13 protein-coding genes are annotated in these 14440 nt (G+C 71.7%); 4 read left to right on the top strand and 9 right to left on the bottom strand.

Annotation, left to right across the window (positions count from 1 at the left end):
* Window positions 1-137: 137 nt before the first annotated feature.
* From ACFU97_RS11950 to ACFU97_RS11970, 5 genes are all read right to left on the bottom strand, one after another.
* Entirely contained in the window at window positions 138-560 is a 423-nt protein-coding gene (locus ACFU97_RS11950) for a hypothetical protein (protein ID WP_384254315.1), read from the bottom strand.
* Window positions 561-593: 33 nt separating this feature from the next.
* Complete coding sequence (locus tag ACFU97_RS11955; RefSeq protein WP_384254318.1) at window positions 594-1058, bottom strand: SHOCT domain-containing protein; 465 nt, start codon at window positions 1056-1058, stop codon at window positions 594-596.
* 115 nt (window positions 1059-1173) lie between these two features.
* Window positions 1174-2031, bottom strand: a complete 858-nt coding sequence (locus ACFU97_RS11960) for a YhjD/YihY/BrkB family envelope integrity protein (RefSeq protein ID WP_384254320.1) — start codon at window positions 2029-2031, stop codon at window positions 1174-1176.
* A 3-nt stretch (window positions 2032-2034) separates the two neighbouring features.
* Window positions 2035-3384 (bottom strand): hypothetical protein, encoded by a 1350-nt coding sequence (locus tag ACFU97_RS11965; protein ID WP_384254322.1) that lies wholly within the window; start codon window positions 3382-3384, stop codon window positions 2035-2037.
* Window positions 3385-3427: 43 nt separating this feature from the next.
* The gene (locus ACFU97_RS11970; RefSeq protein ID WP_384254324.1) at window positions 3428-4123 is read right to left on the bottom strand and encodes an HdeD family acid-resistance protein; all 696 of its coding nucleotides are present in this window, start codon (window positions 4121-4123) and stop codon (window positions 3428-3430) included.
* 226 nt (window positions 4124-4349) lie between these two features.
* Between ACFU97_RS11970 and ACFU97_RS11975 the strand changes: the two genes are divergently transcribed.
* Complete coding sequence (locus tag ACFU97_RS11975; protein WP_384254326.1) at window positions 4350-5753, top strand: DUF2252 domain-containing protein; 1404 nt, start codon at window positions 4350-4352, stop codon at window positions 5751-5753.
* 35 nt (window positions 5754-5788) lie between these two features.
* Here ACFU97_RS11975 and ACFU97_RS11980 read toward each other — a convergent pair whose 3' ends face one another.
* The 4 genes from ACFU97_RS11980 to ACFU97_RS11995 all read right to left on the bottom strand — a co-directional run bounded on the left by ACFU97_RS11980 (window position 5789) and on the right by ACFU97_RS11995 (window position 11341).
* On the bottom strand, window positions 5789-5986 hold the full coding sequence (locus ACFU97_RS11980; RefSeq protein ID WP_384254328.1) for a hypothetical protein: 198 nt from the start codon (window positions 5984-5986) through the stop codon (window positions 5789-5791).
* A gap of 101 nt (window positions 5987-6087) precedes the next feature.
* On the bottom strand, window positions 6088-6606 hold the full coding sequence (locus ACFU97_RS11985; RefSeq protein WP_384254330.1) for a hypothetical protein: 519 nt from the start codon (window positions 6604-6606) through the stop codon (window positions 6088-6090).
* 82 nt (window positions 6607-6688) lie between these two features.
* Entirely contained in the window at window positions 6689-9355 is a 2667-nt protein-coding gene (locus tag ACFU97_RS11990; protein ID WP_384254333.1) for a LuxR C-terminal-related transcriptional regulator, read from the bottom strand.
* A 153-nt stretch (window positions 9356-9508) separates the two neighbouring features.
* Entirely contained in the window at window positions 9509-11341 is a 1833-nt protein-coding gene (locus ACFU97_RS11995; RefSeq protein WP_384254336.1) for a glycoside hydrolase family 15 protein, read from the bottom strand.
* Window positions 11342-11558: 217 nt separating this feature from the next.
* Between ACFU97_RS11995 and ACFU97_RS12000 the strand changes: the two genes are divergently transcribed.
* The 3 genes from ACFU97_RS12000 (at window position 11559) to ACFU97_RS12010 (ending at window position 14437) form a co-directional block, all read left to right on the top strand.
* Window positions 11559-12983, top strand: a complete 1425-nt coding sequence (locus tag ACFU97_RS12000; RefSeq protein WP_384254339.1) for an MFS transporter — start codon at window positions 11559-11561, stop codon at window positions 12981-12983.
* 57 nt (window positions 12984-13040) lie between these two features.
* Window positions 13041-13697: a class I SAM-dependent methyltransferase gene (locus ACFU97_RS12005; RefSeq protein ID WP_384254341.1), complete on the top strand. Its 657-nt coding sequence runs from the start codon at window positions 13041-13043 to the stop codon at window positions 13695-13697.
* Window positions 13698-13861: 164 nt separating this feature from the next.
* Window positions 13862-14437, top strand: a complete 576-nt coding sequence (locus ACFU97_RS12010) for a transcriptional regulator (RefSeq protein ID WP_384254343.1) — start codon at window positions 13862-13864, stop codon at window positions 14435-14437.
* Window positions 14438-14440 lie beyond the last annotated feature (3 nt).

A 14440-nucleotide genomic window follows, 5' to 3' on the forward strand; every position in this document is an offset into this window, starting at 1 on the left:
GTCGTGCGGGCCCTGTACCCCGGCCGCCGTCGGCGTTCCGCTCGTACCCCCGCCGTGGCGGCGGTCTCCCATCCCCCTCGCTCCCCCGACGGGCCCCCCGTCCCGCCGTTCCCGCGAGCGGGCGGACGCCGGGACGACTAGTACTCGTCCCGCTTGACCACGCACAGGGCCCAGATGATGAAGCCCGAGAAGGCGATCATCACGACGGACCAGACCGGGTAGTACGGCAGCGAAAGGAAGTTGGCGATGATGATCAGTCCTGCGATCGCCACGCCGGAGACGCGCGCCCACGTGGCCGCCGTGAACAGCCCGAAGCTGACGCCCACGGCGATGACGCCCAGGACGAGATGGATCCAGCCCCAGCTGGTCAGGTCGAACTGGAAGACGTAGTTGCGCGTGGTGACGAAGACGTCGTCCTCGGCGATCGCCATGATGCCGCGGAAGATGCCGAGCAGGCCGGCGATCGTCAGCATGACGGCGCCGAAGGTCACCAGGCCGGAGGCCCACTGCTGCTTCGCCGAATCCCTCTGCGTGGGCTGTGTGGGGTGTGTGGCGGTCATCCTCAATACCTCGTTTCGTTCGGCCCGGCGTGCTCAGTGCCCGGACGTGGTGGCCGCGTCGGGACGGGTCCCGCTGCCGTGGCCACTGAGGACCAGGTCCTTCGCCCTCGCGAACTCCTCGTCGGTGATGTCGCCGCGGGCGCGGATCTCGGACAGCTTGGCGAGCTCGTCGGCGCTGCTGGTCGCGGCGGCGCCCTTGGCCGTCTCGCGGACGTAGGAGTCGAACGCGTGCTGCTGAGCCTGGTGCTCCGCGATCTCCCGGCGCCCCATGTTCTTGCCGCGTGCGATCACGTAGACGAACACGCCCAGGAAGGGCAGGAGGATCACGAAGGCCAGCCAGCCGGCCTTGCCCCAGCCGCTCATGGCGTCGTCGCGGAAGATGTCGACGATGATCCGGAAGAGCAGGATGAACCACATGATCCACAGGAAGAACACCAGCATGGACCAGAAGATGCTCAGCATCGGATAGTCGTACGCGAGGTACGTGGGCGTGCTCATGTCTCTCCCTCCGTCCCGGGCATGCGCCCGGCGACCTGCTTCTGCGCTTCTCAGCGTGCGCACGGCAAGCCGCGCGCGGCCTCACCCGGCACGGGTGAGCGACCGCCGGCCCCGGTCACCCCCCGGCCTTCGGCGGGCCGAGGAGGGCCACGACGTGCCGGTACCAGGAGCTGGTCGCGACGGCCTCGCCCAGCGCCATGCCCGAGATGGCGACGAGGAAGATGCTGATCAGCCAGGAAAGGAGCGTGAAGACCGGTCCGAGCGGCCCGAACTCGGCGAGGCTGCGCTGCATGGCGTTGGAGAGCACCAGATGGCCGGCCGAGCTCAGCGTGATCGTGCCCACGCCCGCCAGGACCGCCCCCGGCAGCAGGTCCAGCCAGCCGATCCGGCCGCCCAGCAGCAGGTGCTGGGACCACCACCACAGCAGGACGGCCCCCACCAGGGACAGCGCGAGGCCGGTCGCGGGGCCGATGCCGAAGCCGCGGCGCAGAGGCGCCTGGACGAGCATGAAGGCCAGCCACACCACGAGCCAGATGAGCCAGCGCCAGACCGCCGCCCGCAACGGCGCCCGGGGCAGGTGCCAGCAGCGCTCGCACACCGCCTGGAGGGCCCGGCTGAACGCGGTCGCCGACGCGAGGGTCAGCAGCGCGCCCAGGACACCGACGGACTGCCGCGCCGAGTCGCCGGCCTTGTAGGTGCGTCTCACCTCGTCGAGCGTGTCGCCGTGTACGCCCAGGACCGAGCTCAGGGAGTCGGCCAGCAGGCGCTGCACGCTCGGGGGCGCGAACGCTGCCACGGTCATCAGCAGTGGGAGCGCCGCCAGGAAGGCCTGCGCGGCCAGCCGCATGGCTCCTTCCACGAGGTTGAGCGCGGCCAGCCGGGGCAGGAGCCGGCCCAGTGGGCCGGCCCTGAATTGCGCCGCCGCCTGGACCGCGCGGTCCCTGCGGGTGGCCGGTGCGGTGTCCTTGGCCATGGCTCACGTGACCGCGTGCCCCGGTTCGTCGGCGTCGCGGCCGGGACCCGCGGCCGAGAGCACGGCGGCGATCGCCAGTGCGACCAGGACCAGGACGAGGACGAGCACCACCGCGCCCACGGTGGGCCGGTTCCACAGGACGAGGGCCAGGGCGCCCGCGCCGATGGTGACGCCGACGGTCCAGGACTGGTGGGCGGCCAGCCAGCGGCCCGTGAGGCCGGTGTTCATCCCGACGCGGCGCAGCCCTTGTCCGGCGGCCGCGGCACCGCGCCCGGACAGGCTCCGCACACCCTTGGCGACCCGGCCGGGGCCGTAGAGGTAGGCGGTGAGGGCCGCGAGCAGGGAGACGACGAGCAGCGTGCGGGTACTGGAGCGCAGGAAGCGGATGAAGGTGTCGAAGATCACCGCCGCGGCGTCGGGTGGCAGGGTGGCCGAGGGGACGGAGTCGAGATAGACCCGTCGGGCCAGGGCCAGGGCGACCAGCAGCAGCACGGCCATCACGGCGACGCCGATGCCGACGATGATCACCATCAGCCGGTGGTTCGGCGCGGTCCACACGGTGAGGGCCGCGAAGGCCAGCGTCAGGATGGGCAGCCAGGTGCCGACGATGTCCAGCAGCCGCATGCCGTCCTGCGCCTTGTGCAGCTGCTGCGTCTTGAACAGCGTGATGCTCCGGTCGACGTTCGGGATGGCGGAGGCCTTCTGGAAGCCCGCGTCGACGAGGCGCTGGCGGACCTGGTCGACGACGGTCCCGACGTCGAGCTGGATGGTGTCGCCGTTGGCCTGCAGCGCACCCGAGCGTGATCCGGTGAGCATGTTCACCACGGCGGCGTGCGCCCGCCGGTTGGCCCCCACCCACGCCTCCTGGAACACGTCGCTGGTGATCACGCGGTTCACGTTGCGCTGCACGACGGTGCGCACCGCGGACCGCAGCGGGCCGTTGAGGGACTCGGAGCCCTGCACCACGCGCGGGGGAGCGCCGTTCTTCTTCAGCGTGTCGGTGATCGCGTTCGTCACCGCCGAGACGTCGATGTTGGCCACGACCCGGTCGGTGAGCCGGTCGACGAGGACCTTCTGCACGGCCGGCTCCGAGGCGAGCGGCCTGACCGTCTGCACGTACCGGCCGGTGTCGGCGACCTCGTCGTGCACCCAGGCGGCGACGAGCGCGAGCGGGGCGAGCACCAGCGTCAGCACCAGCAGGACGACGGCGCCCGCGCGGCGGGCCTTGCGGTGGCGTACCTTGGCCGCGCTCCTGAGCCGCACGTACTCCTCGTGTTCCGCGGCGGACATCACGTGCGCGGCGTCGGAGGTCGCGCCGGAATCCGGCGTCACAGAGGTCGAAGGGGGATTCATCTGGTCTCCCACGTCGTATCCCGCCCCCCGGGAGAGGCCTCGGTCAGCCGCCGAGGGATGTCGCGCCGTCGGTCACGGAGGGGCCGGTACCGCCCTTGAGACCCGACCTGCGCAGGGCGGCCCGCCAGGCGAAGGCGAGCACCATCTCGGCCGTGCCGAGCAGCACCAGCCAGAGCCCGAGCAGCCGGGTCAGCGCGCGGGCCGACTCGGTCGGCATGGCCAGGACGACGATCCCCGCGACGATGCCGATCACGGCGGCCCCCAGCACGAAGCCACGGTGCGGCATGTCCTCGGCGGCGATCGCCGTGTAGAGGGTGAGGATCCCGGTCACCAGCCAGACCACACCGACGATCAGCGAGACCGCCGCGATGGTCTGGAGCGGGTTACGCAGGCACAGCACGCCGGCCAGCACGTACAGGATGGACATCGCCAGCGAGACGATGCGTTCGACGAGCCCGTTGCCGGCGAACACCGCCACGAACCGGAACGCCCCGTTCACGAGCAGGTACAGGCCGATCAGCACGGCCAGCACATGCAGGGTCTCGTCCGGCCAGACCAGGACCAGGATTCCCGGTACGAGCGTCATGATCGCGGAGGCCAGCACCCAGGTCCAGGAGCGCCCGAGCTGCTCCAGCGCCTTCGCGGCACCGTCGGCCTGCCCGGGCGCCCGGCCGGCGCCCACACCGTCGGGGCTCTGCTCCGGGCCGGTACGCGGTGCCGGACCACGGGGAATGGTCATGGCTCCTCCTCGCTTGACGAGCGGTTCGGATCCGGACCGCCGGCGGGGCGGTGGGCGGAGGACCTCAGGAGGCCAGCGTCCCTCGCGGCACGGGTGGCGGGGTCACCCGTCCCGGGTGATCCGCCTGCACCGCCGTACGGCTGGGCTGTAACCGGAGACGTTGCGAAGTACGGGGCGGGATGAGCGATCTCCAGGCCACTGCCGCACCGGACCAGGAGGTTGAGCCATGACCGCACCGAACTCCTTCACCGCGGCCCTGTCGCCCGCCGAGCGTGTGGCGATCGGCCGCAACGCACGGTCCCGTGCGTCCCGTTCGTGTCACGGGTGGTTCGAGGCCGGCCAGGACCGGTTCGACCCGATCGAGGTGATTGGGCGTCAGTCGGCGACCCGGGTGGCCGAACTCGTGCCCATCCGCTACAGCCGCATGCTCGAGTCGCCGTTCCGCTTCTACCGCGGCGCCGCGGCGATCATGGCCGCCGATCTCGGTCCCACCCCCAACTCCGGGCTGCGGGTGCAGCTTTGCGGGGACGCGCACCTGCTCAACTTCCGGCTGCTCGCCTCGCCGGAACGGCATCTCGTCTTCGACATCAACGACTTCGACGAGACCCTGCCCGGCCCGTTCGAGTGGGACGTCAAGCGGCTGACGACCAGCTTCGCGATCGCGTGCCGGGCGAACGGCTTCTCCGTCAAGGAGCAGAACACCGCCGTACGCACCTGCGTACGGGCCTACCGGGAGCGGATGCACGAGTTCGCCGGAATGCGCACCCTGGACATCTGGTACGCCCAGGACGACGTCGACTCGCTGCGCGAGCTGATGGCCTCCTCGATGGACAAGGAGACCAAGCGCCGCACCGCCCGTGCCACGGCACAGGCCCGCACCCGTACCGGCATGCAGGCGTTCGAGAAGCTCACCCGCGTCACGGCCGAGGGCCGGCGCATCACCCCGGACCCGCCGCTGATCACTCCGCTCAGCGACCTGATGTCGGGTTCCGCGGAGGAGGAGAAGGCGCTGCAGTCGGTCCTGGAGGGATACGCGCCGACCCTGTCGTCCGAGCGCCGGCATCTGCTGCGTCACTACCACGTGGTCGACATGGCCCGGAAGGTGGTGGGCGTCGGCAGCGTCGGCACCCGCTGCTGGATCGTGCTCCTGCGCGGCAGGGACGACGAGGACCCGCTGCTGCTGCAGGCCAAGGAGGCCCAGGAGTCGGTGCTGTCCGCCCAGACCGGCGGCGACCGCTACGACAACCAGGGCCGCCGCGTCGTCACCGGACAGCGGCTGATCCAGACCACCAGCGACATCTTCCTGGGCTGGACCCACGTGCTGGGCATGGACGGCAACGAGCGTGACTTCTACGTACGGCAGCTGCGCGACTGGAAGGGCATCGCCCGCCCGGAGACCATGGGGCCGGAGATGCTGAACCTCTTCGCCCGGCTGTGCGGCGCCTCCCTGGCCCGGGCCCACGCCCGCTCCGGCGACCCGATCGCCATCGCCGCCTACCTCGGCGGCAGCGACCGCTTCGACCGCGCGCTGACCGAGTTCGCGCAGTCCTACGCCGATCTGAACGAGCGCGACTTCGAGGCGCTCGCCGCCGCGTCCCGTTCCGGCAGGGTCACCGTGCACGACCTGTGAGCGTCCGCGGCACATCACCCGAGGCAGCTGCCCCGTCACTCCGGCAGCTGCCTCATCTCCAGGACGTGCAGGCCCAGCGACTGGAAGCGCGTCAGCAGTCCGTACAGGTGGGCCTCGTCGACGACCGGTCCGTACAGGACCGTCTGGCCGGACATCAGCACATGCTCGAGCTCCGGGAAAGCTTTGGCCAGCGTCTCCGACATGTGTCCGTCGACTCGGATCTCGTAGCGCATGAGCTCTACTCCCACGGGGACTGGGGAAGCGGACTGCGCCCCGTTCTGCGATCGTCCGCCCGCAGGCACCACCTGGCCTCACCCCGGACGTGTGACCCGGGTCAGTGCGTCAGGACGATCTTGAAGGAGAGGATCAGCAGGCCCAGCACCAGGTTGACCAAGGCGGTGGTCGTCAGGAGGCGCCAGGAGGCACCGGCGCGCCGGGCCGCGGCGACGGACCACCCCACCTGCCCCGCCACCGCGACGGAGAGGGCCAGCCAGACGGCGCCCTGCACGTCCAGCGCCAGCAGCGGGCTGACGGCCACCGCGACCGCGGGAGGCACGGCGGCCTTGACGATGGGCCACTCGTCGCGGCACACCCGCAGCACCGTGCGGCGGTCCAGCGTCTGCTGCGCCAGCCGCGCCCCGAAGAGCTGGGCGTGCACGTGCCCGATCCAGAACACCCCGCCGGTGAGCAGCAGGAGCAGCACGAGCTGCAACCGCGGGAAGTCCCCCAGGGTGCCGGCGCCGATCACCACCGACGCGGCGAGCATCGAGCCGTAGACGCCTCCGGTGTAGTCCGCGTGGGCCCGTCGTTCGGCCGCGTGCGTGCGCGCTGCTCGCTGGTCGGTTCCGGACATCGGGCTCCTCGCGGTCGGTCACTCCCATGGCACCGGAGGCGGCACACCGGCGGCTCACCCGTCGTGGGCGAGGCCCCCGCGCTCACAGGAGCCGCATGTCCCGCGCGCGGTGCACGGCGTCGCTGCGGCGGTTCACCCCGAGCTTGCGGTACAGGCTCTTGAGGTGCGTCTTCACCGTGTTCACGGACACGAAGAGATCCGCGGCGATCTCCTGCGTCGACATCATCTGGGCCAGGCGCTCCAGGACGTCGCGCTCGCGGGCGCTCAGCTCCTCCACGACGATCGGCCATGGAGAGGTCCCGAGCGCGTTCGGTGCGCCGGACGGCGACGGAGAGGGCGCGAGCCACCCTGCCGCCAGCTGGTTCAGCGGCGGAGTGGTCAGCAGCGGCCGGATCCACCGTCCCGCGTCCAGGAAGGGGCGCCGCAGCAGGTCGTGGCGCGCGTCGAGGAGCGCCTGCGCGATCATCCTGCGGGCGGCCGGGGTGTCCCCGGCGGTGAACTCGGCCTGGGCCCGCACCAGCGTCGCGCGGACGGTCACCGCGGGACCGGCCGGCTCCGCGCCGGGCACGGTGTCGAGGAGCTCGATCGCGGCATCCGCGTGGCCGGCGGCGAGCTGGATCCGGGCGGCCTCCACGGCGCACACGGGCTGTCCGTCGCTCAGCCTGGCCAGCACCTCGGCGGCGGTCTCGGACCGGCCCTCGGCCAGATGGGCCGCCGACGTCACCAGCATCTCGTGGCTGTCCGCCCAAGGCGAGGCCTCGGCGGCGGCGACGTGCGGGCCGGCCGCCTCGACCGCGGCGCGCGGATTGCCGCGGGCCAGTTCGAACCGGGCCGTGACGATGGCCCGCAGGGCGGCCAGCACCGGGTCCTGTCGGGCGGCCGGGAGCTCGGCCGCCTCGTCGAGGAGTGCCTGCGCCCGGGGCAGCTCGTTGCGGTCCACCGCCACGGCGGCCAGCACGACCTGCCCGATCCCGGAGCCGGACGGCCGGGAGAGGCTGAACCGCTCCGTCTCCGACACCGCCTCAAGGGCCTTGTGCTCGGCCAGGCCCGTCCAGCCGTTGAGGTAGTCGATCAGCGCGAGGTGGCCCAGCGACTCCTCGCGGGCGAGCACGGTGGCGGCACTGCCGGGCCGCCCGGTGACCTTGGACAGCGGGGCGCGCGCGTCCTCGAACCGTCCCGCCCACACCCGCGTGGAGCCCAGATGGGTCAGCAGCAGGGCGGGGAGTTCGGGGTGCTTGTCCAGGAGGTGCGCGGAGACCTCCGGCTGCACCTCGTCGGCCGTCTCGGCGGCCCGTTCGGCGCGCGCGGGGGAGCCGGTCAGACGGGCGGCGAGCGCCTCCAGCAGGGCACAGCTGAGCTGCGCCGCCGCCGGGTCGCCCCCGTCCCCGGCCAGCCGTGCCTCGGCCTGCTGCAGATGGGCCATCCCGCGATCGAGGTCGCTGTGCGAGAGGTCGTAGGCCGCCCGTACGAGGTCGGTGGCGGGGCTGGTCGCCTCGGGCCCCATCCGGGAGAACAGCTGGGTCAGGTCGTCGGAGCGCAGGCCGGTGAAGAACTGCCCGATCGCCAGGTCGTCGACGAGCGCGCCCGCGGTGAATTCCCAGTCGCCCGCGGCGGCGCCGTGGCTGAGCGTCTCCGGCAGCGAGCCGGCCTGCCGCAGCCACCGCGCGGCCCGCCGGTGCAGCTCGGGCTCCAGACTGGGGCAGCGCACCCGCAGATGGGCCCGGAGTATCTCCCCGAAGAGCGGGTGCAGGCGGTACCAGGAGTGCCCGAGCTGCTCGACGAACGCGTTCTCGCGGTACAGCTCGCCCAGGATGCGCGCGGCGTCGGTCCGGCCGGTCAGCGCGTTCACCAGCTCGGGGCAGAAACGATCCAGCACGCTGACGCGCAGCAGCAGGTCCTGGGTCTGCGGGGTCTGCCGCTTGAGCACCTCGGCCAGCAGGAAGTCGGCGACGGTGCTCCGGCCCACCTCGAACTCCTTGAGGTACGTCTCCGGGTCCGGGCTCTCCTGCGCGGCCAGGGCGCACAGCCGCAGACCGGCGGCCCAGCCGCGCGTGCGGTCCACGATGGAGCGCGCCGTGTCCACCGGAAGCCGCAGCCCGTGCCGCTCCAGCAGGGCCGCGGCCTCCTCGGGCGTGAAGGCCAGCTCGGCGCCGCGGATCTCCGTGAGGACGCCGGACGCCCGGTAGCGGTGCAGCGACAGCATCGGCTCGGTGCGGGTGACGACCACCAGGTGCAGCCCGCGCCCGGCGTGCTGCAGCACGAAGTCCAGCTGCTCCGCGACCTCGGGGACGGTGACCCGGTCGAACTCGTCGAGCACGACCGTCACGGCCGGGCTGCGCCCGTCCAGCTCCTCCGCGATCGCCGAGAGCACCCTGCGGTTGACATGGTTCGCGTCGGCAGGCCAGCCGACCTGCTCGGACAGCGGGTTGCCGGACGCGCTCAGCGCGTGGAGGAAGTACGCCCAGAACATCCCGGGCCGCTCCTCCTCCGCCTCGACGGTGAGCCAGGCGAGCGGCCGCGCCTGCTCCGCGGCCCATTCCGCGACCAGCAAGGTCTTCCCGGCTCCGGCGGCGCCGTTGACCATCGTCAGCGGGGTCCGCAGGGCCTGGTCGAGGTGCTTGGTCAGCCGGGGACGGGACAGGAACGTCCCGGGCCTGGTCGGCAGGGCGAAACGCGTCCGCAGAAACGGGTCCCCGAGCGGATCGACGCGGTGCTCGGCCGGTACCGGATGCCCCTCGTGATCAGTCACGGTGCTCACCACCACTGTGGGTCAGGTCAAGGGCGGCGCTCCCCTTCGCTCAGAGTCGCATTCTTCTCGCGAACGCGCCCGGCACGCGTGGTCCGAAGGTCCCTTCGCCATGCCGACCGGCCCTTGTCAACGGGCCGATCGACCCACGATCCGCTACGCGCCGACCCGCCCCGCCCGGTCCATCTGGTGGTCGAGGGAGAGGGCAGCGGTGATCAGCGCCAGATGCGTGAAGGCCTGCGGGAAATTCCCGAGCTGCTCTCCCGTCGGGCCGATCTCCTCGGCGAAGAGACCCGCATGGTTCGCGTACGTCAACATTTTGTCGAAGGCGTACCGGGCCGGACCGAGCTTCCCCGACCGTGCGAGCGCGTCCACGTACAGGAAGCTGCACAGGGAGAACGTGCCCTCGCTGCCGCGCAGGCCGTCCGGGGAGGCCGCCGGGTCGTAGCGATGGACGAGGCTGTCCGAGACGAGCTCCTGCTCCATCGCGTCCAGGGTGGACAACCAGCGCGGGTCCGTCGCCGAGATGAAACCGACCCCGGGCATGAGCAGCAGGGAGGCGTCCAGGGTGGTCTCCCCGTACTGCTGGACGAAGGCCTGGCGCCGGCTGCTCCAGCCCCGCTCCATCACCTGGCGCAGGATGTCGTCCCGGGCCGTCGCCCACTGCACGGTGTCGCCGGGCCGCGCGTAGTGCTGCGCCATCCGGACACCCCGGTCGAAGGCGGCCCAGCACATCAGCCGGCTGTAGGTGAAGTCCTTCTGGCCGCCCCGGGTCTCCCAGATCCCCTCGTCGGGCCGGTCCCACTCCTTCACCAGCCAGTCCAGCACGCCCGCCAGGGCCTGCCAGCCGTCGTACGGCGGGACGTCGTCCATGCCGTCCACGGAGTGGCCCAGTGCGAGCGCCGCCTCTCCGTAGATGTCGAGCTGGAGCTGTCCGGCCGCGCCGTTGCCGACCCGTACCGGCGCCGACTGGCGGTAGCCCTCGAAGTGGTCCAGCACCTCCTCCGTGAGCTCCGGATCGCCGTCCACCCGGTACATGATCTGCAGGGGTTCGCCGCTCACCGTGCGGCCCGCCCGCAGCCGGTCGCCCAGCCAGCGGCGGAACGCGACGGCCTCGTCGACGTAGCCGAGGCCCAGCAGGGCGCTGACCGACAGCGAGCCGTCGCGCACCCAGGTGTAGCGGTAGTCCCAGTTGCGTCCGCCGCCGATCTGCTCGGGCAGTCCCATGGTGGCCGCGGCGACGGGCGCTCCGGTGGGCGCGTAGGTGAGCAGCTTCAGGGTGATCGCGGACCGGTTCACCATGTCCTGCCAGCGCCCGCGGTAGGTGCTGCGGCGCATCCAGCCGTGCCAGAAGTCCCGGGTGTGCTCGAACAGTTCCCTGATCTCGGGCTTACCGAGCGGGGCGAGCCGGAGGTCCTTCGTGCTTCCCACCGTCAGCACCACGGCGGCCAACTCGTCCTGTCCGATGGTGAGTTCACCGAGGATGTCATCGCCGTCCCGGGTCCATCGCACCGGTCCGACGCTCTGCAGCGCGGCCTGGAACCCGCCGCCGTCGAACCGGACCGCGTCCTCACCCGTCACGAGGCGGTGCGCGCGGCGGCCGTAGTCGAAGCGGGGGCGGCACTCGAGCGAGAAGCGCACCCGTCCGCGCGCCACCCGGAAGATCCTGATCAGGCGATGGGTGTCCGAAGGGCGCTCGGGGTGGTCCACCGGCATGAAGTCGATCACCTCGCCGACCCCGTCCTCGGCCAGGAAACGCGTCACCAGGACGGCCGTGTCCTGGAGGTACAGCTGGACCGGAGGCCGCCGGCTGTCGGCCGTGACGCCGAAGTACCCGCCGTGCTCGTGATCGAGGATCGAGGCGAACACACTGGGCGAGTCGAACCTCGGCGCGCACAGCCAGTCGACCGTGCCCTCGAACGAGACCAGTGCCGCCGTCTGCAGGTCTCCCACCAGCCCGTGATTCTCGATCGGTGCATAGCGTTGCATGAGCAGGTCTCCCTCCCGCTGTGCCCTCCGGGGCACCTTCGCGCCACGACACCGCGCCGTCCACGTGCGCCCAACCTCGCAACGCACGGCGATGAGGGCTTCACCCTCGGTGGGTGAGGCAGCGGCGCGTGCGTTGCCGAACTCTTGGTCCGGGCAGGCGATGACGTATCCCTGCTCGAGCGTGTCGAGTCGGAGGGCGCTGCAGGGGGCGACATCAGTGGCTGAGACGACCGGGCCGGCGCGGACGGCGACCAAGAGACGTGTGCTGGCGGCCTTGGCGCTCGCCCAGTTCATCTGCAGCTTCGCCGGCTCCAACATGAACGTGATGATCAACGACATCAGCAAGGACCTGGACACCACCGTCCAGGGCGTGCAGGTGGCGATCACCATCTTCCTGCTGGTGATGGCGGCGCTGATGATCCCCGGCGGCAAGCTGACGGAGCGTTACGGCCGCAAGCGCTGCTTCCTGGCGGGCCTCGTCATCTACGCGGCGGGCGCCCTGCTCAGCGCGGCCGCGCCGGGACTCGGCGTGCTGATCCTCGGCAATTCCATCCTCGAGGGCGTCGGCACGGCCCTGCTCATCCCGCCCGTGTACATCCTCGCGACGCTGCTGTACCCCGACGTGACCGGCCGCGCCCGCGCCTTCGGCGTCATCATGGCGTTCGGCGGTGTCGGCGCCGCGGCGGGACCGCTGATCGGCGGGCTGATCACCTCGGCCGTCAGCTGGCGCGCCGCGTTCGTGTTCCAGGCGCTCGTCGTCGCCGCGATCGTCCTGCTCAGTCTGCGCATGGCCGATCCGCTGCCGCCCGATCCGGACGCCTCCTTCGACGTGTTCGGCGCGGTGCTCGTCGCCGTCGGACTCGTCCTCGTCGTCATGGGCATCCTCGCCACCGACGACAACATCTGGCTCATGATCGGGCTGGTGACCCTCGGCGCCCTCGTGCTCTGGTGGTTCTTCCGGTCCGTGCGCGCCAAGGAGGCGGCCGGCGAGGAACCGCTGCTGCCGCTCAGCCTGTTCCGCAACAGCGTGTCCAACCTCGGCCTCGTCACCCAGAACATCCAGTGGCTGATGCTCATGGGCACGTCGTTCACGGTCGCGGCCTACCTGCAGGTCGTGCGCGAGTACGACGCCGTGCAGACCGGTGTCATCTTCACCGCGGCCACCCTGGGACTGCTGCTCACCTCGCTCGGCGCCGAACGCATGGCCAAGCGGCGCTCCCAGCGGCTGCTCATCACGACCGGGTTCGCCGTGAGCATCGTCGGAATCGTGGTGCTGATCGTCCTGGCCAGCGCCTATACGACCGCGTGGGCCTACGTCCCCGGGCTGCTGTTCGTCGGACTCGGCCTGGGCGTCATGCTGACCCCGTCGGTCAACGTCGTGCAGTCCAGCTTCCCGGAGGAGGAACAGGGCGAGATCTCAGGGCTGTCCCGCAGCGTTTCGAACCTCGGCTCCTCCTTCGGCACGGCCATCGCCGGCACGATCCTGGTCTCCGGCCTGACCAAGGGCGCGTACGCCGCGGCGATGATCACGATCGCCGTGATCGGCCTGGTCGGTCTGGTGGCGGCGGCCCGGCTCCCGCGCGACGCGGGCCGCGCACCTGCCCAGGCCCCGAGGAGCGCCACTCCGGAACCGCATGCCTGACCTCCAACTCCCCGCGCCCCAGGGTGTTGTGACCCACGGGCCGGGGAGGTGTGGGGGATGGACGAGACGCACGGACGAACGGCCCGGGTCCGCGAGGTACGGCGCCGCCTCGCCGAGGAGGGCCCGCCGTGGACGCGGGACCGCGCCGGGGACTTCGAGACGGTGACGCTGCCGCGGCACGAGTGCGACGCGCTGCGTGACCTGCTGACGGCCGAGCGCGCGCGGACGGTCGTCGAGATCGGCCTCGCGTACGGCAGCTCGGCACTCGCGATCGGCGAGGCGCTCACGACGGTCGGAGCGGAGCACCCGCGGCACGTCGTCATCGACCCGTACCAGGAGAGCGCGTGGGCGGACGTCGGCTGGAACCTGCTCCGCTCGGCCGGCCTGGAACCGATCACCACGCTCCTGCGCACCCCGTCCTCGATCGCCCTCCCGCGACTCCTCACCGAAGGACTCGTGGCCGACGCGGCGTTCGTGGACGGCAGCCACCGCTTCCACGAGGTCTTCGTCGACCTCTACTTCCTCCGCAGGATCGTCCGCCCCGGCGGCGTGATCGTCCTCGACGACGCCACCGCCCCGCCGGTCCGGACGGCCGCGCGCTACTACGTGCGCAACCTGGGGTGGACGGTGCACACCGAAACCCCGCGCTGCACCGCGCTGCGCCTGCCGGACCCGCCGTCCGAGCCGCCCTTCGAGGAGTTCCGCGAGTTCTGAGACGGCGTGTCGAGGGCGGTGCCGGTGCGGCGGCCGACCCAGCTCCGACCGTGTCGTTCGGTGGCGCCCAACGCGACCCGCGTACCCGCCACATGTAGCATCTGCCTGCGTTGAACTGGACACTTGTACAGGTCCGTCCATCACCGCCGGGCGAGGAGACGAAGGTGCCGGAGAGGAATCTCGAGTTCGGGCAGTACGGGGCTCGCGGCATCAAGGGGCACGAGGCCGCGGGGCGGCGGCTCGACGCGCTCGCCGGATTCGTCGCCACCCCGGTCACGGCGCAGCGGGGGCTTCTGGCCCGGCTGCACTACCTCACCCGGACCGACCACGCGCGCCTGGCGGCCCGGGAGGCGGGCCTCACCGTCACCGACCGCACGATCCGCGCATGGCTGGACGGCCGCCGCACGCCGTCGCGGAAGAACCTGGAGAGCGTCGAGACCGCGTACCGCACCGTGCGCCGCCACAACGTCTCCCGCTACCTGCTCGCCCGCCTCAACCGCGAGGGCCGCGGCACCCGCGTCGAGTTCCACCCGCTCAACCAGAGCCAGGTGCCCCGGCCCCGCCAGCGCGTGGTCGAGTACCGCACCCTCAACGTCCGCCACTGGGACCGCATCGTGCGAGCCTGGGCCGAGGGCGACGACGCCGCACTCGACGACGCCTGGGTCAACGACGTCACGGTCGACCTCGGCAGTCAGTGGGGCGAGTACGAGTACGTCACCAACATCGGATTCGCGGCGTGAGAC

Source organism: Streptomyces sp. NPDC057616 (genome assembly GCF_042800575.1).
Classification (GTDB): Bacteria; Actinomycetota; Actinomycetes; order Streptomycetales; family Streptomycetaceae; genus Streptomyces.

Excerpts from the sequence above, each read along its gene's own strand:
- ACFU97_RS11985 (WP_384254330.1), bottom strand. The coding sequence starts at position 6,606 with ATGTCCGGAACCGACCAGCGAGCAGCGCGCACGCACGCGGCCGAACGA.
- ACFU97_RS11950 (WP_384254315.1), bottom strand. The coding sequence starts at position 560 with ATGACCGCCACACACCCCACACAGCCCACGCAGAGGGATTCGGCGAAG.
- ACFU97_RS11955 (WP_384254318.1), bottom strand. The coding sequence starts at position 1,058 with ATGAGCACGCCCACGTACCTCGCGTACGACTATCCGATGCTGAGCATC.
- ACFU97_RS11965 (WP_384254322.1), bottom strand. The coding sequence starts at position 3,384 with ATGAATCCCCCTTCGACCTCTGTGACGCCGGATTCCGGCGCGACCTCC.
- ACFU97_RS11970 (WP_384254324.1), bottom strand. The coding sequence starts at position 4,123 with ATGACCATTCCCCGTGGTCCGGCACCGCGTACCGGCCCGGAGCAGAGC.
- ACFU97_RS11960 (WP_384254320.1), bottom strand. The coding sequence starts at position 2,031 with ATGGCCAAGGACACCGCACCGGCCACCCGCAGGGACCGCGCGGTCCAG.
- ACFU97_RS11975 (WP_384254326.1), top strand. The coding sequence starts at position 4,350 with ATGACCGCACCGAACTCCTTCACCGCGGCCCTGTCGCCCGCCGAGCGT.
- ACFU97_RS11995 (WP_384254336.1), bottom strand. The coding sequence starts at position 11,341 with ATGCAACGCTATGCACCGATCGAGAATCACGGGCTGGTGGGAGACCTG.
- ACFU97_RS11980 (WP_384254328.1), bottom strand. The coding sequence starts at position 5,986 with ATGCGCTACGAGATCCGAGTCGACGGACACATGTCGGAGACGCTGGCC.
- ACFU97_RS12005 (WP_384254341.1), top strand. The coding sequence starts at position 13,041 with ATGGACGAGACGCACGGACGAACGGCCCGGGTCCGCGAGGTACGGCGC.